16 protein-coding genes and 1 pseudogene are annotated in these 19,230 nt (G+C 64.9%); 10 read left to right on the top strand and 7 right to left on the bottom strand.

Annotated elements, in window-relative coordinates; genetic code table 11:
- The first annotated feature begins 17 nt into the window (after window positions 1-17).
- From QW845_RS22695 to QW845_RS22675, 5 genes are all read left to right on the top strand, one after another.
- Entirely contained in the window at window positions 18-314 is a 297-nt protein-coding gene (locus tag QW845_RS22695) for a (2Fe-2S)-binding protein (protein WP_315803744.1), read from the top strand.
- A complete protein-coding gene (locus QW845_RS22690) occupies window positions 311-1,717 on the top strand; it encodes an FAD-dependent oxidoreductase (RefSeq protein ID WP_315803743.1) in 1,407 nt (468 codons plus the stop codon). Before QW845_RS22695 ends, QW845_RS22690 begins: the two co-directional genes overlap by 4 nt.
- Window positions 1,714-2,847 (top strand): FAD-dependent oxidoreductase, encoded by a 1,134-nt coding sequence (locus tag QW845_RS22685; protein ID WP_315803742.1) that lies wholly within the window; start codon window positions 1,714-1,716, stop codon window positions 2,845-2,847. Before QW845_RS22690 ends, QW845_RS22685 begins: the two co-directional genes overlap by 4 nt.
- A 7-nt stretch (window positions 2,848-2,854) precedes the next feature.
- Window positions 2,855-3,202 carry a RidA family protein gene (locus QW845_RS22680; protein ID WP_315752792.1) on the top strand — a complete coding sequence of 116 codons (348 nt, stop codon included), beginning with the start codon at window positions 2,855-2,857 and terminating at the stop codon, window positions 3,200-3,202.
- 126 nt (window positions 3,203-3,328) lie between these two features.
- Complete coding sequence (locus QW845_RS22675) at window positions 3,329-4,720, top strand: M20/M25/M40 family metallo-hydrolase (protein ID WP_315803741.1); 1,392 nt, start codon at window positions 3,329-3,331, stop codon at window positions 4,718-4,720.
- A 413-nt stretch (window positions 4,721-5,133) separates the two neighbouring features.
- Here QW845_RS22675 and QW845_RS22670 read toward each other — a convergent pair whose 3' ends face one another.
- The gene (locus QW845_RS22670; RefSeq protein ID WP_315803740.1) at window positions 5,134-5,259 is read right to left on the bottom strand and encodes a hypothetical protein; all 126 of its coding nucleotides are present in this window, start codon (window positions 5,257-5,259) and stop codon (window positions 5,134-5,136) included.
- A 460-nt stretch (window positions 5,260-5,719) separates the two neighbouring features.
- Between QW845_RS22670 and QW845_RS22665 the strand changes: the two are divergent.
- Together QW845_RS22665 and QW845_RS22660 are read left to right on the top strand one after the other, a co-directional pair.
- A pseudogene (locus tag QW845_RS22665) lies at window positions 5,720-5,833 on the top strand (fumarylacetoacetate hydrolase family protein); the annotation flags it as partial.
- Window positions 5,834-5,877: 44 nt separating this feature from the next.
- On the top strand, window positions 5,878-6,672 hold the full coding sequence (locus tag QW845_RS22660; protein ID WP_315803739.1) for a cyclase family protein: 795 nt from the start codon (window positions 5,878-5,880) through the stop codon (window positions 6,670-6,672).
- Between the two features lie 61 nt (window positions 6,673-6,733).
- Here QW845_RS22660 and QW845_RS22655 read toward each other — a convergent pair whose 3' ends face one another.
- The 4 genes from QW845_RS22655 to QW845_RS22640 all read right to left on the bottom strand — a co-directional run bounded on the left by QW845_RS22655 (window position 6,734) and on the right by QW845_RS22640 (window position 11,437).
- On the bottom strand, window positions 6,734-7,888 hold the full coding sequence (locus QW845_RS22655) for an IS4 family transposase (protein ID WP_315800429.1): 1,155 nt from the start codon (window positions 7,886-7,888) through the stop codon (window positions 6,734-6,736).
- 181 nt (window positions 7,889-8,069) lie between these two features.
- Window positions 8,070-9,224: an IS4 family transposase gene (locus tag QW845_RS22650; protein ID WP_315800429.1), complete on the bottom strand. Its 1,155-nt coding sequence runs from the start codon at window positions 9,222-9,224 to the stop codon at window positions 8,070-8,072.
- A gap of 181 nt (window positions 9,225-9,405) precedes the next feature.
- A complete protein-coding gene (locus QW845_RS22645) occupies window positions 9,406-10,560 on the bottom strand; it encodes an IS4 family transposase (protein ID WP_315800429.1) in 1,155 nt (384 codons plus the stop codon).
- A 265-nt stretch (window positions 10,561-10,825) separates the two neighbouring features.
- Window positions 10,826-11,437 (bottom strand): heme-binding protein, encoded by a 612-nt coding sequence (locus QW845_RS22640; RefSeq protein ID WP_315803738.1) that lies wholly within the window; start codon window positions 11,435-11,437, stop codon window positions 10,826-10,828.
- 951 nt (window positions 11,438-12,388) lie between these two features.
- Between QW845_RS22640 and QW845_RS22635 the strand changes: the two genes are divergently transcribed.
- Window positions 12,389-13,183: a fumarylacetoacetate hydrolase family protein gene (locus QW845_RS22635; RefSeq protein ID WP_315803737.1), complete on the top strand. Its 795-nt coding sequence runs from the start codon at window positions 12,389-12,391 to the stop codon at window positions 13,181-13,183.
- Between the two features lie 530 nt (window positions 13,184-13,713).
- The gene (ccoG, locus tag QW845_RS22630; RefSeq protein ID WP_315803736.1) at window positions 13,714-15,195 is read left to right on the top strand and encodes a cytochrome c oxidase accessory protein CcoG; all 1,482 of its coding nucleotides are present in this window, start codon (window positions 13,714-13,716) and stop codon (window positions 15,193-15,195) included.
- Between the two features lie 7 nt (window positions 15,196-15,202).
- Here the strand turns inward: ccoG and QW845_RS22625 are convergent, their stop codons facing one another.
- A complete protein-coding gene (locus QW845_RS22625; protein WP_315803735.1) occupies window positions 15,203-16,141 on the bottom strand; it encodes an acetamidase/formamidase family protein in 939 nt (312 codons plus the stop codon).
- Window positions 16,142-16,448: 307 nt separating this feature from the next.
- On the opposite strand from QW845_RS22625, the gene QW845_RS22620 reads away from it, so the two are divergent.
- Window positions 16,449-16,823 (top strand): transposase, encoded by a 375-nt coding sequence (locus QW845_RS22620; RefSeq protein ID WP_315803734.1) that lies wholly within the window; start codon window positions 16,449-16,451, stop codon window positions 16,821-16,823.
- Between the two features lie 71 nt (window positions 16,824-16,894).
- On the opposite strand, the gene QW845_RS22615 is transcribed toward QW845_RS22620, so the two are convergent.
- Window positions 16,895-19,228 (bottom strand): xanthine dehydrogenase family protein molybdopterin-binding subunit, encoded by a 2,334-nt coding sequence (locus tag QW845_RS22615; protein ID WP_315803733.1) that lies wholly within the window; start codon window positions 19,226-19,228, stop codon window positions 16,895-16,897.
- Between the last annotated feature and the right edge of the window lie 2 nt (window positions 19,229-19,230).

Below are 19,230 nucleotides of genomic sequence, written 5' to 3'. Positions count from 1 at the left end.
GCGCCATGGAGACGATGATGTTCAAACGAACTGAGGGTGATGCGAGGGGATCGGTGACGATCCATGTCGAGGGCCAGCCGATTGCCGCGCGCGAGGGTGACTCCGTGTCGGCGGCGCTGCTCGCCTCCGGCCTCGACGTCCGGCGCGCCACTGCGGTGAGCGGCGCAAGGCGCCTGCCCTATTGCATGATGGGCGTGTGCTTCGACTGTCTCGTCACCATCGATGGCGTCGGCAACCGGCAAGGCTGTCTCGTGCCGGTCGCCGAGGGCATGCAGATCGAGATCCAGAAGGGCAAGCGGGAGATCGGCAAATGAGCGCGGCGCCGAAGCATGATGAATATGACGTCGTGGTGATCGGCGCCGGTCCTGCCGGGCTGGCCGCGACGGCCGCGACCGCCGGCGCCGGCCTGTCGACCTTGCTGCTCGACGAGAATGCGGGCCCGGGCGGGCAGGTCTGGCGCGCGATCCATGCGACGCCGGTGAAGCGCGAGGCGCTGCTCGGCACCGACTATTGGTCGGGCGCCGAGATCGCGAAAGCCGCGGAGACCAGCGGCGCCGAGATCATCCCTCGCGCCACGGTGTGGAGCCTCGATCGCAATCTCGAACTCGGTGTTTCCATCGGCGGCGGTTCGGCCTTCATCAAGGCGAGGCGAGTCATCATCGCGACCGGGGCGCAGGAGCGGCCGTTCCCGATACAAGGCTGGACCCTGCCCGGTGTGATGACGGCCGGTGCCGCGCAGACGATGCTGAAATCGTCCGGGCTGGTGCCGGATGGTCCGACCGTGATCGCCGGGCAGGGGCCGCTGCTGTGGCTGCTCGCGGCGCAGATCCTGCGCCTCGGTGGCCGCATCGACCGCATTCTCGACACCACGCCGCGTGCCAACTACATCGCGGCGCTGCCGCATGCCTTCGCGTTCCTGACCTCGCCCTATTTCGGCAAGGGGCTTGCGATGATGCGTGAGGTGCGCGCCAAGGTGCGCATCACCAGCGGTGTGACCGAGCTCGTGGCAGAGGGCGATGACGAGCTCTCGGCGGTCAGCTACGCCACGGCGGGCGGCAAGCGCGAGACGCTGGCGGCCGAGTTGTTGCTGCTGCATCAGGGCGTGGTCCCCAATGTGAATCTCGCGATGGCCGCCGGCGTGGAGCATCGCTGGAACGAGCTGCAACTGTGCTGGACTCCGGTGCTGGATGCCCTTGGTAACAGCTCCATTCCCGGCATCGCCATTGCCGGGGATGGCGCCGGCATCGGCGGCGCGCAGGCGGCGCTGTGGCGGGGCCGTATCGCGGCAGCAAGCGCCATCAAGGCGCTGCGGCCCCAGGCACAGGTTCTGGACCATTCAGCGCAGTTGAAACGTGCCGAGCGCGCTCGCGCCTTCCTCGACGTTCTATTCCAGCCGGCAAAGCAGTTCCGTATTCCTCAAGGCGACACCATCGTGTGCCGCTGCGAGGAGATCACCGCCAGAGATGTGCTCGACTCCGTCGCGATCGGCGCCACCGGACCGAACCAGCTCAAGGCCTATCGCCGCACCGGCATGGGGCCGTGCCAGGGCCGGCTGTGTGGCCTCACGGTCACCGAGCTGATGGCGCAGGCGCGCGGCAAGACCCCGCAGGAGATCGGCTACTACCGGCTGCGCGCGCCGGTGAAGCCGATCATGCTGTCCGAGCTGGCAGGCCTACCGAAGACCGAAGAGGCGACCAAGGCCGTGGTGCGCGGATGACCGTGAAGACGGATGCCATCATCGTGGGTGGCGGCATCCACGGCTGCTCCACCGCGCTGCATCTGTGTCTCGCCGGGCTGAAGCCGGTGCTGATCGAGAAGGATTATGCCGGCCGCCACGCCTCCGGTGTCAACGCCGGCGGCGTGCGGCAGCTCGCGCGCGACGTCGCGGAGATTCCGCTGTCGATCCGCTCGATGGGCATCTGGGAGACCATCAGCGACCTCGTCGACGATGATTGCGGTTTCGAGAGTTTTGGCCAGGTGCTGGTCGCCGAGAACGATTCGGAGCTCGACGCCTGCCGCGTCCGCGTCGCCGATCTCAACGCACGCGGCTTCAGCCATGAGGAGCTGATCGACGGCTCGGAATTGCGTCGCCTCGTGCCTGCCGTGGCGGAGAGCTGTCCGGGCGGCGTTGTATCTCGCCGGGACGGCGCGGCGCAGCCTGCGCGCACCACGACGGCGTTCCGCCGCAAGGCGGAGCAGCTCGGCGCGCTCATTCGCGAGGGCGTGGCTGCGGCGAACATCCGCAAGGACGGCAAGCTCTGGCTTGTCGACGTCGGCTCCGAGACGTTTGCCGCCCCGGTGCTGGTCAACGCCGCCGGCGCCTGGGCCGGACGGATCGCCGCGCAATTCGGCGAGCCGGTGCCGGTCGAGACCATCGCGCCGATGCTGATGATCACCTCGCCGGTGGCGCACTTCATCGATCCCGTCGTGATCCTGCGCGGCCGCAAGCTGTCGTTCAAGCAGTTCCCCAACGGCACGGTGCTGATCGGCGGTGGACACCTCGCCATCCCCGATCAGGACCGCAACGAGACCGTGCTCGACTGGCGCAAGCTGTCGGAGAGCGCGCGCACCGTCGCGGAGCTGTTCGCTGTCATGCGCAGCGCGACCATCGTGCGCGCCTGGGCCGGCATCGAGGCACGCATGCGCGACGACATTCCGGTGTTCGGGCCGAGCGCCGTTCACGACGGGCTGTATCACCAGTTCGGCTTCTCCGCGCACGGCTTCCAGCTCGGCCCCGGCGCCGGCGCCGTGATGGCCGAGCTGATCGCCCATGGCGGCACCCAGACGCGCATCGGCGGTCTCAGCGTCGCGCGCTTTCAGACTTCCACTCTTTCATCAACGACATGAGGACATGATGACGATCACCCGCAAGATCCGCTCCGCCATTCATCACCGCATCGTCGAGGCCAATGGCTTCGTCTTCATCGGCGGCACCATCGCCGACGACACCTCGGTGTCGATGGGCGAGCAGACCCGCAACATCCTCGGCAAGATCGACGGCTTCCTGAAGGAGGCCGGCACCGACCGGTCGCGCGTCGTCTCCGGCCAGATCTTCGTCACCGACCTGTCGAAGAAGAAGGAGATGGATGCGGCCTGGACCGCGTTCTTCGGTGACGACCTGCCGGTCCGCGCCACGGTCGGCGTCTCCGATCTCGGCGGCGGCGCGCTGATCGAGATCGTGGTCACGGCCGTCAAGGGTTGAGCATCGCGCCGCATCGAGCGGTCAATCGATCACGCGCGGGGCTCGCTCCGCGCGTGATTTGCTTTTCGGTCCAATTCGATCGAACATGAGCCTGTCCTTCCATTGCACGCGCCGAAAGCCGACATCATGAATGAAGAGCGTAGCCTGCCGCGTCCATCTGCTGGCCTGAAGGCGGTGTTCGCTCACATCGAGAATCAAAAGCAGGATTTCCTGGCTCGCGTGATGGACTATGTCCGGCATCCCTCGATCAGCGCTCACAATGTCGGCATCTCCGAGGTCGCCGCGCTGCTGGTGAGGATGCTGCGGGAGATCGGACTCGATGCCGAGACGGTGCCGACGGCAGGACATCCGATGGTGCTCGGACGCTGGCAGAAGAAGCCGGGCGCACCGACCGTGCTGCTCTACGGCCACTACGACGTGCAGCCGCCGGATCCGCTGGAGCTGTGGCTGAGCCCGCCGTTCGAGCCGACCATCCGCGACGGCCGCATCTATGCGCGCGGCATCGGCGACAACAAGGGCCAGCATTTCGCGCAGCTCATGGCGATCGAATCCCATCTCCGAGTGCATGGCGAGCTGCCCTGCAATGTGATCCTTCTGCTCGAAGGCGAGGAGGAGATCGGCAGCCCGCGCATCGCCGATTTCGTCGCCGCCAACAGGGACCGGCTGAAAGCCGACTTCGTCGTCACCGCGGACGGGCCGATGCACCCTTCGGGGCGGCCGACCATGACCTATGGCGTGCGCGGCATGTGCTCGTTCGAGCTGCGCGCCAGGCACGCCAGCCGCGACGTGCATTCCGGCAATCTCGGCGGCATCGTGCCGAATCCGATCTGGACGTTGGTCCACCTGCTCGGGACGATGAAGAATGCCGCAGGCGAGGTCACCATCGACGGTCTGCATGATGCGATCGTGCCGCCGAGCGAGCTGGACATTGCGGCCGTGAAACGCCTGCCGCTGGATATCGATGCCGCCAAGGCGAGCCTCGGTCTCAGCCATCTCGATGCGCCGCCCGATCGCGGCTACTACGAACGCCTGATGTTCCATCCGACGCTGACCATCAACGGCTTGCACGGCGGCTATGGCGGACCGGGCAGCAAGACGGTGCTGCCCTGCGAGGCATTCGTCAAATGCGACATCCGCCTGGTCGAGGCGATGACGCCGGACGACGTGCTGGCGAAGGTGGAGGCGCATGTGAAGCGCCACGCGCCGGAGGTGGAGTTCATCCGGCGCGGCGGCATGCTGCCGTCGCGCGTGCCGCTCGATTCGCCCTTTGGCGCGATCGTGCGTGATGCCATCGCGCTCGCCCAGGGCGTCACACCGCTCGAATTTCCGTGCACCGGCGGCAGTCTGCCGGACTACGTCTTCACCAAGATCCTCGGCGTTCCCGCCTTCGTCGTTCCCTATGCGAATGCCGACGAGGCCAATCACGCGCCGAACGAGAACATGACGATCGACTGCTTCTACAATGGCATCCGCACCGGTGCGGCACTGCTCGACCGCGTCGGCGCGCGCGAGCGCTGATGCCGGCGGAACGTCCATCACGATCCCGCGTGCAGTGCGGGAGGCGTCATCGCGCGGCCACGAACGGATGGCAAGCACACGCTGGTCCGTCGCGTTGCGGGCGAATCGGCCGCACGCGGCGAGATCGCGCATGGATTAACGCAGTTGATATCGCCTAGTCTCGGAAGGGATTAGTAAACGCCGCTTCAGGGCTCGGAGCTGCCACATGCACGACCCCGTTGACCAGCCGAGTGATTCGGCAAGTTCCGCTTCGCCATGCGCGCGCGATCAGCGCAGCGCTCCGGAACACCCCGCCGCGGTTGCTGTGATCCAGCTCGACCACGCGCCCGCAATCGAACCTGAGCCCAATGTCGATCAGGCTGCACAAAGCCCTGGCGCTCTCGGTCGGAAACGGTCCGATGGCGCGCATCTTGTCACACCGACGATGTGGCGTTGAGAAGGTTCCGTTCTTGGCGGAGATCGAACTTGCGCCGTTCGGCGACGAGTTCCTGAAGAACACCTTCGCCACCGACGCATTCGATCAGTTTGAGATCGCCCACTATTTGAGATCGCCACCTACAAGTCGCTGCTCGCGTTGCGCCGCGCCGACGATGTCGAGGAGGTCCGCGCGCCGCTCGAGCAGTCGCCGCAGCTGGAGCAACGGATGGCAGAGTGGGTCCACTCCAATGTCGGGAAGGTCACGGAATTCGTGCGTGCGGGAGCGTCAGGCGGCGTAGTCTAACGGTATCTCGGTCGGGATATGGAACCCGGCAGCGCGATGACAACCTCCGGTATCATCCGGATACCCACGACTCTCCTGATCTAGTAAGTAAAACCTAGCCCTTCTTGGGGCGTTTCCTCCCTGGACTTGGGCCGCCTGCACTTCTTGTGTCGGCGGCCTCTTTCTTTCAGGGGCTGGTCGGGTGCTCTGGCCCCGCAATCGGCCCCATGGGTGTTCCGTCCAGATCGTCCCAGCCGTTCAACAGTTTGAGCTGGCTCCGCAGCGGCTCACCGCGGCCGCGCTCGGCCGGCATGCTGTTTTCGTTCGAGGAGCTGATCGCCTATACCAGCAAGGACGAGACCCTGATGCCCGGCGAGTTCATCGGCTCGGGCACGGTCGGCAATGGCTGCGGTTGCCGACGACGACAACCAATAATGACAATCAGAGAGGACCGCCCATGGCCCGCAAGCTGATCGACATCTCCGTGCCCTTGCAGAACGATGTGCCCGCCGATCCGCCCGGCAATCATCCGACCATCACCTATATCGACCATCAGCAGGGGCTGCCGCGCATGCTGCAGTTCTTCGACGGGCTGAAGGCCGAGGACCTGCCGGATGGGCAGGGCTGGGCGGTGGAGCAGGTGAATCTTTCGACCCACAACGGCACGCATCTCGATGCGCCCTGGCATTTTCATCCGACGATGAATCGCGGCGAGCGCGCCTGGACCATCGACGAGGTGCCCCTGGAGTGGTGCCTGCAGCCGGGCGTGAAGCTCGACTTCCGTCATTTCCCCGACGGCTATGTAGTGACCGCGAGGGATGTCGAGGATGAGCTCAAGCGCATCGGCCACACGCTGTCGCCGCTGGAGATCATCGTCGTCAATACCTCGGCCGGCGCGCGCTTCGGACAGGCCAACTACGTCAATTCCGGTTGCGGCATGGGCTATGAGGCGACCATGTATCTGCTCGAGCGCGGCGTGCGCCTGACCGGCACCGACGGCTGGAGCTGGGACGCGCCGTTCGTGTTCACTGCCCAGAAATATGCCGAAACCCACGATGCCGCCTTGATCTGGGAAGGCCACAAGGCCGGTCGCCACATCGGCTATTGCCACCTGGAGAAGCTGCACAATCTGGAGCAGCTGCCGTCGACGGGGTTCACCGTGTCGTGCTTCCCGGTCAAGATCGAGCGCGCCTCGGCCGGATGGACGCGGGCGGTGGCGATCATCGAGGGGGGAGGAGGTGATGGCATCTGACTGTCAAATTGCGCCCCTCTTCCAGGGCGTCATGGCCGGGCTTGTCCCACGACTGTCCGGTTCAGCTTCCGCATATTGCGAGGCTCAACTGTTGTGGGTTTTTGGCAAGTTGGGGTGGCCCCGTGAGCAATTGATCGATGGGGCGGCGATGCATGAGGTTGGTGCGGACCAATCTGGCAAAGACCAAGGGGCTTTGGATTGCCTTCTGAAGGTCTTGCGCGAGGCGAAGCAAGAGGAAGGCGATCAGGGCAACGGCGATCTGGATACGAACGGCGTTCTCAGAAGTCCCGAGGAACCTGGTGATCTTGAGGGTCTGCTTGACCCAACGAAAGAACAACTCGATGGCCCAGCGGCGACGATAGAGGTCGGCGATCTCTTGAGCGCTGGCATCGAGGTCGTTCGACAGGATGCGCAGGATCTTTCCCGTTTCCAAGGTGACGCGCACTTCGCGCACCGCAGTCTGCATTGGATTGCGGCGGCTGTAGGCTTGGCGTTGTGGAAGGAAGCCGATGCGGTCGGAGAGGATGTTGCCATCCGCGATGACAGGCAACTCCTCCACGACCCGCAGCGGCGTATTGGATTTGAACCGGGTCACGATTCGACAACCGGCGGCGTCCAGTTGAGCCCACCAAGCATATTCATAATAGCCGAGATCGAAGACGTAGGTTGCTCCCGGCTCGATGGGCATCTGATGCGCTGCAGTATTGTCGTTGACGTTGGCTCCGCTGATTGCCGCATAAATCGGCCGGTCGGCGTCGGCATCATAGATCACATGCACCTTGGCACCGCAGACACCGGTAGAGAACCGTGCCCAGCCAGCGCTGGCTTCTGTCAGCCGTACGCTGGTCGAATCAATCAAATACGTCGTCTCGGCAAGCTTGCGGCGTAACCGGCGATGGGCCTGCTTCATCATGATGGCCAACAGGGCGGCAAACATCTCCGCAGGCCGATTCATATTGGCGTCCGCGAAAGTCGAGCGGCGGACAGGGCCCCCACCCAGGTGATAAAGCCGCGCGGTGTGGCTCGACAGCCCGGTGACAATCTCACGCAGACTGGAAGCCCCCGAAAGCTGGCCGTACAGCAGCGCCACAAATTGGTCTTTGGTGGAAAGCCGTCGAATCCGCGCGTCCGTGCCATGCTCGTCCACAAGCGCCTCGAAGCGATGCCAGGGGACCAACTTCAGAATGTCTCGGAATACTGTATTCTGATGCGGCATGGCGGGACCTTCCTGGTGTGTCTCGAACATTTGGCGATGCTCAAGACCGCAGAAGAATCCACGCCATGCGCCTTGTCCAGCCTGCCTGAACCGGACAGCCGTGGGCTTGTCCCGGGCATCCACGTTTTTCCGAGGGCGCCGCACGGCGTGGATGGCCGGGCTTGACCCACGGCTGTCCGGTTCAGCTTCCGCATATTGCGAGGCTCAACTGTTGTGGGTTTTTGGCAAGTTGGGGTGGCCCCGTGAGCAATTGATCGATGGGGCGGCGATGCATGAGGTTGGTGCGGACCAATCTGGCAAAGACCAAGGGGCTTTGGATTGCCTTCTGAAGGTCTTGCGCGAGGCGAAGCAAGAGGAAGGCGATCAGGGCAACGGCGATCTGGATACGAACGGCGTTCTCAGAAGTCCCGAGGAACCTGGTGATCTTGAGGGTCTGCTTGACCCAACGAAAGAACAACTCGATGGCCCAGCGGCGACGATAGAGGTCGGCGATCTCTTGAGCGCTGGCATCGAGGTCGTTCGACAGGATGCGCAGGATCTTTCCCGTTTCCAAGGTGACGCGCACTTCGCGCACCGCAGTCTGCATTGGATTGCGGCGGCTGTAGGCTTGGCGTTGTGGAAGGAAGCCGATGCGGTCGGAGAGGATGTTGCCATCCGCGATGACAGGCAACTCCTCCACGACCCGCAGCGGCGTATTGGATTTGAACCGGGTCACGATTCGACAACCGGCGGCGTCCAGTTGAGCCCACCAAGCATATTCATAATAGCCGAGATCGAAGACGTAGGTTGCTCCCGGCTCGATGGGCATCTGATGCGCTGCAGTATTGTCGTTGACGTTGGCTCCGCTGATTGCCGCATAAATCGGCCGGTCGGCGTCGGCATCATAGATCACATGCACCTTGGCACCGCAGACACCGGTAGAGAACCGTGCCCAGCCAGCGCTGGCTTCTGTCAGCCGTACGCTGGTCGAATCAATCAAATACGTCGTCTCGGCAAGCTTGCGGCGTAACCGGCGATGGGCCTGCTTCATCATGATGGCCAACAGGGCGGCAAACATCTCCGCAGGCCGATTCATATTGGCGTCCGCGAAAGTCGAGCGGCGGACAGGGCCCCCACCCAGGTGATAAAGCCGCGCGGTGTGGCTCGACAGCCCGGTGACAATCTCACGCAGACTGGAAGCCCCCGAAAGCTGGCCGTACAGCAGCGCCACAAATTGGTCTTTGGTGGAAAGCCGTCGAATCCGCGCGTCCGTGCCATGCTCGTCCACAAGCGCCTCGAAGCGATGCCAGGGGACCAACTTCAGAATGTCTCGGAATACTGTATTCTGATGCGGCATGGCGGGACCTTCCTGGTGTGTCTCGAACATTTGGCGATGCTCAAGACCGCAGAAGAATCCACGCCATGCGCCTTGTCCAGCCTGCCTGAACCGGACAGCCGTGGGCTTGTCCCGGGCATCCACGTTTTTCCGAGGGCGCCGCACGGCGTGGATGGCCGGGCTTGACCCACGGCTGTCCGGTTCAGCTTCCGCATATTGCGAGGCTCAACTGTTGTGGGTTTTTGGCAAGTTGGGGTGGCCCCGTGAGCAATTGATCGATGGGGCGGCGATGCATGAGGTTGGTGCGGACCAATCTGGCAAAGACCAAGGGGCTTTGGATTGCCTTCTGAAGGTCTTGCGCGAGGCGAAGCAAGAGGAAGGCGATCAGGGCAACGGCGATCTGGATACGAACGGCGTTCTCAGAAGTCCCGAGGAACCTGGTGATCTTGAGGGTCTGCTTGACCCAACGAAAGAACAACTCGATGGCCCAGCGGCGACGATAGAGGTCGGCGATCTCTTGAGCGCTGGCATCGAGGTCGTTCGACAGGATGCGCAGGATCTTTCCCGTTTCCAAGGTGACGCGCACTTCGCGCACCGCAGTCTGCATTGGATTGCGGCGGCTGTAGGCTTGGCGTTGTGGAAGGAAGCCGATGCGGTCGGAGAGGATGTTGCCATCCGCGATGACAGGCAACTCCTCCACGACCCGCAGCGGCGTATTGGATTTGAACCGGGTCACGATTCGACAACCGGCGGCGTCCAGTTGAGCCCACCAAGCATATTCATAATAGCCGAGATCGAAGACGTAGGTTGCTCCCGGCTCGATGGGCATCTGATGCGCTGCAGTATTGTCGTTGACGTTGGCTCCGCTGATTGCCGCATAAATCGGCCGGTCGGCGTCGGCATCATAGATCACATGCACCTTGGCACCGCAGACACCGGTAGAGAACCGTGCCCAGCCAGCGCTGGCTTCTGTCAGCCGTACGCTGGTCGAATCAATCAAATACGTCGTCTCGGCAAGCTTGCGGCGTAACCGGCGATGGGCCTGCTTCATCATGATGGCCAACAGGGCGGCAAACATCTCCGCAGGCCGATTCATATTGGCGTCCGCGAAAGTCGAGCGGCGGACAGGGCCCCCACCCAGGTGATAAAGCCGCGCGGTGTGGCTCGACAGCCCGGTGACAATCTCACGCAGACTGGAAGCCCCCGAAAGCTGGCCGTACAGCAGCGCCACAAATTGGTCTTTGGTGGAAAGCCGTCGAATCCGCGCGTCCGTGCCATGCTCGTCCACAAGCGCCTCGAAGCGATGCCAGGGGACCAACTTCAGAATGTCTCGGAATACTGTATTCTGATGCGGCATGGCGGGACCTTCCTGGTGTGTCTCGAACATTTGGCGATGCTCAAGACCGCAGAAGAATCCACGCCATGCACCATGTCCAGTCTGTCTGAACCGGACAGCCGTGGGCTTGTCCCGGCCATCCATGTCGTTCGGTATTCCGGGGACGGCGTGGATGCCCGGGACAAGCCCGGGCATGACGGTGCGACTTATTAGAAGCGTCCCGGGGCAACGCAGGGAGAGATCAGTCCCCTGACACGCTGCCAAGATTGGAGGCGATAGGAATGAGCTAACAACTACACGCCAGCATCACCTCGTTCCGCCGCAGCATGGGCAAGGTCCAGGGCGGATTGTAGAAGGCGAGCAGCGGTGCGCCGGACACGGCCAGTCCCTTCCGTTGCGCGTAGTCGCGCAGCACGCGGGTTTTCTCGGCCAGGATGCCGTCGGAATAGGAGCCCGAGAAGGTCAACGCGACCATGCGCTGTGCCGGGACGGGCGTCAGCTTGATCCTGCGGTCGGCCGGCGGCGGCAGCGTTTCCAGCGACCAACTCGACGGCATCACGAAGCTGACGCTCCACCGGTCGCTGTTCCCGCCATCCGTCGGTGGTGTGCCGCTGGCCTGCTGCTGCACCGGGGCCGTCATCGCGATCTTCGCCTTCGCACGGTTGGCGCCGAAGATGTAGCCGGCGATGATGCGAAAGCCTTCCTCGATGGCCGGCCTGCGCGCGCCCTGCACCTCCGCCTGCGCGATGATCATCGGCGCATAGGCGCGGATCTCGAACTCGCCGTCGCGCTTCACCACGTCATACTTGGGATGTTCGACCCGGCTCATGATCGGCCCCGCGGCAATGGCGGCACCGGCCAGGACGAGCACGAGGAGGCTGGTGAGCCCAATCAGCATGCGGCGCCTCCTTGGTGGTGTCGTTTCGGTCATGGCGGTTGCGCCGTCAGGTTTGAGTAACGAGGGGACGCGAGCAAAGGTTCGGCAGATCACGTGCCGGGTGCTTGCCTGCGGGCGATCCTTCGCGAACCCCTGCCTGCGGATCCGGATCAGCGATATCTGGGATCACACGCGTTGTGGGGGAGCGCCCCGGGTGACGCTGCGCTCGTCCGTGCTGCGCCTGTGCTGCCGGCAATGCGTGCCCGTCGGGCGACTCGGACCCGGGCGCCGCCAAGAGCGCTGCCCGCAACGCCTCTCATGATCGAAGATCGCGTGTGCGCCCAAAACGAAAAATCGCCCGCGCGTTCAACACGATCACCTCTGTCCAGATCTCGACGTAAAAATTTCCTTCTTTCGTTTTATCGGAATACATGCTCTCCTCCCTCTATCCCGTCCTCATGCTGAGGGGCGTACGCGTCGTCACGATACGTTGAGGCGGGGAGCGGTGGCCGCGAGCCTGTCAGGTGCTGTTGCGCTGGACGATTGGCAACTCGCGGACGTTCAAGCCGTGTGGTCCTGGCGCCCCGATGCTGGCGCCAAGCCTGATGCCGACCTGACGGGTTGCGCAGGTGACGGGGGCAAACAAGCCGGTCCCCGGGGAGAGCGCGGAGCAGACGTTCAACCCACCGCGCAGGGAAGGCCGGGTCTGTCCGGCTGAACCTGTGGTTCCTGCCGCCTGCATTTTTTTCGCAGGCGGGCCACGGGCCTCAGTCGAGGTCCGGCCTTCCCTGCGCCCTCGCGCTTCCGGCGAGGGTCTCGAGCATCGCTTCGGGCGCGTGTTGCGTCGCGAGAGCGACCGCGCGTGCGCGCATGGTGGCGCTGGCATACTGGATATGCTTATCAGTTGGGGCGCCGATAGCGCTCAAGAACAACAGGCCGCCAGTCGCGACGGCTGACCCCAGGAGGACCCCAATGGCAGACACCTCACGCCGCAATCTTCTCGTTGCCGGCAGCGCCGCTGCAGCGGCCGCGATCATGACGGATACTCATCCGGCTGCGGCTCAGGCCGGACCGAAGCCGATCTTCGCCGTGCCGGCGACCACGATCCCGATCGCCGGCGAGCAGGGCGTGTTTCCGGTCCGCCGCATCTATTGCATCGGCCGCAACTACGCAGCGCATGCGATCGAGCGCGGCTCCGATCCGAACCGCGAGCCGCCGTTCTTCTTCCAGAAACCGACCGACGCGATCCAGAACGTCGCGATCGGCGAGGTCGCCGATCATCCCTATCCGTCGCTGACCAAGAACTATCATCACGAGGTCGAGCTGGTGGCGGCGCTGAAATCCGGCGGCACCAACATTCCCGCCGAGTCCGCGCTCGATCATGTCTATGGCTACGCGCTCGGCCTCGACATGACTCGCCGTGACCTGCAGAACGGCATGGCCGCCGAGAAGAAGCCATGGGAGATCGGCAAGAGCTTTGATCATGCCGCCGTGCTCGGCCCGATCCATCCGGTCTCGAAGGTCGGCCACTTCACCAAGGGCGCGATCTCGCTTGCGGTCAACGGCACGGTCCGGCAGAACTCCGACCTGACCAAGATGATCTGGAACGTCGCCGAGCAGATCGCGAAACTGTCCGAGGCGTTCGAGCTGAAGGCCGGTGACATCATCTATTCCGGCACGCCGGAGAATGTCGGCCCGGTGGTGAAGGGCGACGTGCTCTTGTGCAAGCTCGAAGGCTTGCCGGACATGTCGATCAAGATCGTCTGAGGATCGTGGATCTTGTTTACGAAGACGAACTTCTCCGCAGTTCGCTTCCCGCCTGTGGCTCATGGTTCGAGACGCGCCGCGAGCGGCGCTCCTCACCATGAGGCGCAAGCGGCGGGGCGGCCGCTGCATACGGGACTATGAACACGCTGTTGGCGTGTTCATGGAGAGGATCACGACTGTGACATGAGGCTCAAGCCTTTGACCGAGCATTCCGCCCTCATCCTGAGGAGCGCGCCGAAGGCGCGCGTCTCGAAGGATGGGCCGAGCAAAGAATGCCGATGTGGCGGCAATACGCTGTCCTCCTGCGGACCGCCGCCCAAAGGGCGGCAGCCGCCATCATCCCTCCGGATGCTGCGCCTGTCGCCATGGCGCTCGCGGCGCTGCGCCTCCCATCACCTGCCGAACGGGAACTATCGTTGTTCCCGCGCAAACAGTCGCTGCCACCCGTTCGCAAGTTTGTGGCCCGACAAAGAGCGTCCCGGCCTCGCCGCCTATCGTCGCCTGCAACAGGCAAGCGAACGAGGGCAGCCGTGGCCATCACCATCGAGATCGATCACGCCAGGACGCGGCGCATGGCGGAGGGACGGGGACAAAGCCAGTCCCAGGCACCAGCGCGCAGCCCGGCACGATCGCCGCGCAAGGCGGGTGGTCCTGTGGTTCCGCAGGGCGTCAAGGGCCCGATCCGCCGGCTCAAATGGCTGATCCTGGTGTTCACCCTGTCGGTCTACTACGTCTCGCCGTTCATCCGCTGGAACCGCGGGCCGAATGCGCCGGGCCAGGCCGTGCTGCTCGATTTCGCCCACGGAAAGCTCTATCTCGGCCCGGCCGAGATCTGGCCGCAGGACCTCTACCTCATCACCGCGGCGATGCTGCTGGCGACCTTGATCCTGGTTCTGGTCAATGCGCTGGCCGGCCGTCTCTGGTGCGGCTTCGCCTGTCCGCAGACGGTGTGGACCGACCTGTTCCTGCTGGTCGAGCGCCTGGTCGAGGGCGACCGGCGGCAGCGGCTGAAGAACATCGGCGCGCCGCTGACGGCGAAACGCATCGCGCAGATCGCGACCAAGCACGCACTTTGGATGGCGATCGCGCTCGGCACCGGCGGCACCCTGATCTTCTACTTCACCGACGCGCCGGAGCTGGTGCGCGATGTCATCCATGGCGAGATGTCGGCGACGGCGCTGACCTGGACGCTGGTGTTCGCGGGCACGACCTACGGCCTCGCCGGCTTCGCGCGCGAGCAGGTCTGCACCTTCATGTGTCCGTGGCCGCGGCTGCAGGGCGCGATCTGGGATCCCGAAGCCTTCACCGTCAACTACCGTGACTATCGCGGCGAGACCCGGATGTCCGCCAAGAAGGCCGCCGAGGCGAGGTCGCAGGGGCTACCGGCCGGCGACTGCGTCGATTGCGGCGCCTGCGTCGCGGTCTGCCCGATCGGCATCGACATCCGGCAGGGTCCGAGCTTCGCCTGCATCAATTGCGGCCTCTGCGTCGACGCCTGCGACGGGGTGATGGCCAAGCTCGATCGTCCGCGCGGCCTCATCGACTACGAGAGCTGGCGCAACATCGAGCGCGGCCGCGTCGGCGAGCCGCGTGTGTCGCGGCTGGTGCGGCCGAAGACGATCGGACTCGCGCTGGCCTGCGTCGCGCTGGCCGGCGTCATCGCGGTGTCGTTCGTGACCAAGACCACGGCCGTGCTGTCGGTGCAGCACGATCGTGATCCCCTTGCCGTGCGGCTGTCGGATGGTTCGGTGCGCAACGCCTACACCGTCAAGCTGCTCAACAAGTCCTCGGCCGTGCAGAGCTTCAAGCTCGGGATCAGTGGCGTCGACGCGGCGCTCGCCATCGTCGGCCATGCGGCGGCGGATGCGATCGAGGTCGAGCCCGACGGCTCGGAAACGCTGCGGGTGACGCTGACCATGCCAGAGCCCGAGGATGCCGACGTCACCTTCGAGGCGGTCGATCCGAGCGGGCAGGTCGTGCTGACCGCGCACGATCGCTTCGTCAACCGGTAGAGGAGGCTCAGAGATACGCCTTCGGCAGCAGCATGTGGATGCCCTTGTTGCCGTCGACCAGCTGGGTGACGCGCAGATTGCCGGCCAGCGAGCACAGCATGTAGGCCTGGTTGCGCGACAAATTGGTGCGGGCGCAGACATGCTTGACCATCTCGCGCACCGCCTGCTTGGCGGCATCGTCGAGATCCTCGTCGAGGCCGATCGACATCAGGTGGGTGGCGTTCTCGGCGAACGGCCAGGTGATGTCCATGTCCTTGCGCACGGTGAGGCGGAAGCTGCCGGTGACGCCGGTCTCGAGCGCGGTGATGCAGACCTCGCCGTCGCCCTGCACGCCATGGCCGTCGCCGGCAAAGAACAGCGCGCCCTCGTTGAAGACGGGCAGATACAGCGTGGTGCCGGGCCGCAGCTCCTTGTTGTCCATGTTGCCGCCAAAACTGCGCGGCACCGGCGAGCCGCACCGCCCCCATGCGGGCGGTGGCGCGGTGGCGATGATGCCGAAGAACGGATCGAGCGCGATCTCGGTGCCCCAGGGCATGATGCAGACCTGGCGGTCGTGGTCGACCTTGGGGTGGATGGTCTCGTAGTCCGTGAACTCGTCTGGCAGGGTGCCGAGCAGCGGCAGGATCGAGACGAAGCCCCAGTCCTGGCTGACCTTGACGTTGAGGATGTCGACCTGGAGCGTGTCGCCGGGCTGCGCGCCCTTCACATAGACCGGGCCGGTGATGAAATGCGGTCCGGGCCCCTGGATCATGGTGTCGAGCGCAGTGAGGTAGTTGGCGGGAACGATCCTACGGTCCTCGGGCAAGGTCTCCTTCCCGCCGGCCGGAAAGGAATGCAGCGTCACGGTGTCGCCGGAGGCGACCTCGAGCACCGGCGGCGTCGTGCTGTCGAGATAGCCCCAGACCATGCTCTCATGCGTCGCGGGAATCTCGTGGCGTTTGGACATGGCAGGGCTCCTCGGGTCTCGGTCTTTGCAGCTGATATCAAGGCAGGATGTCGCGGTCGGCAACGCCAAATACTGTTCAGCCTTGCTCACACGACCGGCAGCGGGCGACGTGTCTGGCGACGCGCGTCAATTTTGCCAATTGGCGGCGAGGCGCCGGCGGCCCGCGATGAGCCCGCATCGCCGCGCTTGACCTCGATCGCGGTGCGCCCACGCGGAGCGCGGTTGCGAGACCCATGCGTTGCCGCACTACCAAGCTCATGGAATTCATGCGAGATTGACCGCGTTGGCCGCGTAGGGGTACCTGATCATGCGACGTTCCCTGCACACCGAGCACGAAATTCTGGTTCTGCTTGGCGAGGCGGAGTCGGGCGTTCCGATTGCCGAAATTTGCAGCACGGCCGGCGTGTCGCTGCGCACCTTCTATCGTTGGCGTCAGCGCTATGGCGGTCTCAGCAGTCCTGCTCTGCGTCATCTGAAAGAGCTGGAGATCGAGAATCAGCGGCTGCGCTCGCTGGTGACGAAGCTCGTCGAGGGGCAGCCGAATGCAAACACGGCCATCAAGGCTGCGCCGGTGCCGCAGCGCCAGGACTGCGGCAGCACGCCTCACGGCGTGGCCGGCGCGCCGGGGCAGGGAGGTGGCGCCGTCATTGGCCGCTATGCCTCGGTGCGCTATGGGCGCTGACTGATCCTGCGTCTTCCGGTAGGATCATCGGCCGGATCGCTCCGGCCGATGATCTGCTGATTGCTGCAAGCTTACGTCGCGAGCTGATTGCCGATCGGCAGCGCCCGCAGGCGCTTGCCGGTGGCGGCGAAGATCGCATTGGCGAGCGCCGGCGCGAACGGCGGCACGCCCGGCTCGCCGACGCCGCTCGGCGGCGTGTCGGCATCGGCAGGGACGATGTGCACGTTCGTGATCAGCGGGGCCTCGTCGATCCGGACCACCGGATGGTCGTCGAAGTTGCGCTGCTGCACCCGGCCGTTCTTGAAGCTCACCTCGCCATATTTGGCGAGGCTCAGCCCCATGATCGCGGCACCTTCGAGCTGCGAGGCGATACGCTCGGGGTTGACGAAGGTGCCGCAGTCGATCGCGGTGTCGACCTGATGCACGGTCAGCTTGCCCTTGTCGTCGACCGACACCTCCACGATGGTGGCGATGTAGCTGACGAAGCTGCGATGCGCGGCGATGCCGAGACCGTGGCCCTTGGGCACCGACCGGCCCCAATTGCCTTTCTCGGCGACGAACTCGACGACGCGGCGCAGCCGTCCGGTATCGATCGGGTAGCTCTCGTAGGGCTCGCCGTAGTTCCAGAGGTCCTTCACCGAGGTGAGCTTGAGCACGCGCGGGCTGCCGATCAGATCGAGCAGCGTGTCCTTCTGGTCGCGGCCGGTGGCGTGCGCGATCTCGCCGACCATCGACTGCACGGCGAAGGCGCGCGGGATGTTCGAGACCGACCGGAACCAGCCGATGCGGGTCATCGCCTTGGCGGCCGGATTCTCGCATTGGATGTTGGCGATCTCGAACGGCATGTCGACGAGGCCCATGCCGAGCTCGAACGGCGCGGCATGGTCGGCGCCGGCGGCGAAGGTCGACAGGATGGTCGGCGCGACGCTGCGGTGACGCCACGCCACCACCTTGCCGCTCTTGTCGAGGCCGGCCTCGATGCGCTCCACCGACACCGTGTGCAGGAAATCGTGATGGATGTCGTCATCACGCGTCCACTGCACCTTGACCGGCGCGCCCACCGTCTTCGACAGCAGGGCGGCCTCGAGCGCGAAGTCGCATTTGGACTTCCGCCCGAACCCGCCGCCGAGCAGGGTGACGTTGACGGTCACGTTCTCCGGCGGAATCTGCAGCGTCTTGGCGACATCCTCGTGCGTGCCGCCGGGGCTCTGCACCGGCGCCCAGATCTCGGCCTTGTCGCCCTTGACGTCGGCGACCGCGACCGGCGGCTCCATGCTGGCATGAGCGACGTGCGGCAGGTAGTACTCACCGATGACGACCTTGTCGGCCGACTTCAGCGCGGCCTCGACGTCGCCTTCCTGTCGCACGACGAGGCCCGGCTGGCGCGCGGCGGCCTCGAGCTCGGTCCGATAGGCGACAGAGTCGTAGCTCGCATTGGCGCCGTCGTCCCACTCGACCTTGAGCACGTCGCGGCCCTTGATCGCGGCACCGGTGTTGCGTGCGATCACGGCGACGCCGCCGAGCGGCTGGAACTTCGACGGCCACGGCCAGCCCTTGACCTCGATCACCTGCTCGACGCCGGGCACCTTCAGTGCCTCGGCCGGATCGAACGACTTGACCTTGCCGCCGGTCACCGGCGGCCGGGCGATGACCGCGTATTTCATGCCGGGCAGGCGGACGTCGGCGCCGTAGCGCGCCTTGCCGACGGTGATGTCGTGCAGATCGACGATGCTGACCTGCCCCTTGCCGAGATAGCGGAAATCCCCAGGCGACTTCAGCTTGATGGTGTCGACCGCAGGCACCGGCAGACCGGCGGCATCGGCTGCGAGCTCGCCGAAACCGAGGCGGCGGCCGCTGGCGCTGTGCACGACCTCATGATTGACGGCTTTCACTTCGCTCGGCGGCACGCCGAGGCGCTTGGCCGCCGCGGCTTCGAGCATCGCCCGCGCCAGTGCGCCGATCTGGCGCATCGGCAGCAGATAGTGCCGCGTGCTGCGCGAGCCGTCGGTATCCTGGTTGCCGAACTTCACCTCGTCGCCGGGGGCCTGCACGACGCGCACGCGCGACCAGTCGGCTTCCATCTCCTCGGCCACGATCAGCGGCAGGCTGGTCCGCACGCCCGTGCCCATCTCGGAACGGTGGGCGACGATCGACACGATGCCGTCGGGGGCGATCGAAACGAAGACCTTGGGATCGACCACGGTGCCGTGCGGCATCTTGCCGGCGCCGGTCTCATAGGCGGCAAACGCCGGGCGCGACAGCAAGGGAGCCGCGAGCACGAACCCGCCGGCGAGCCCCAGCGTCTGCAGGATGGCGCGGCGCGAGACGTTCTCGACCTTGAGATGCCGCTCGAAGCCGCCGCGAGAAGCAGACTTTGCGATGTCGGGATTTGCGATGATGCTCATGA

Origin of the sequence: Bradyrhizobium sp. SZCCHNS3002, from assembly GCF_032377435.1 — a bacterium.
GTDB lineage: Bacteria > Pseudomonadota > Alphaproteobacteria > Rhizobiales > Xanthobacteraceae > Bradyrhizobium.
Note: the sequence above shows the minus strand (reverse complement) of the source record. Positions and strands in the feature narration are given on the sequence as shown.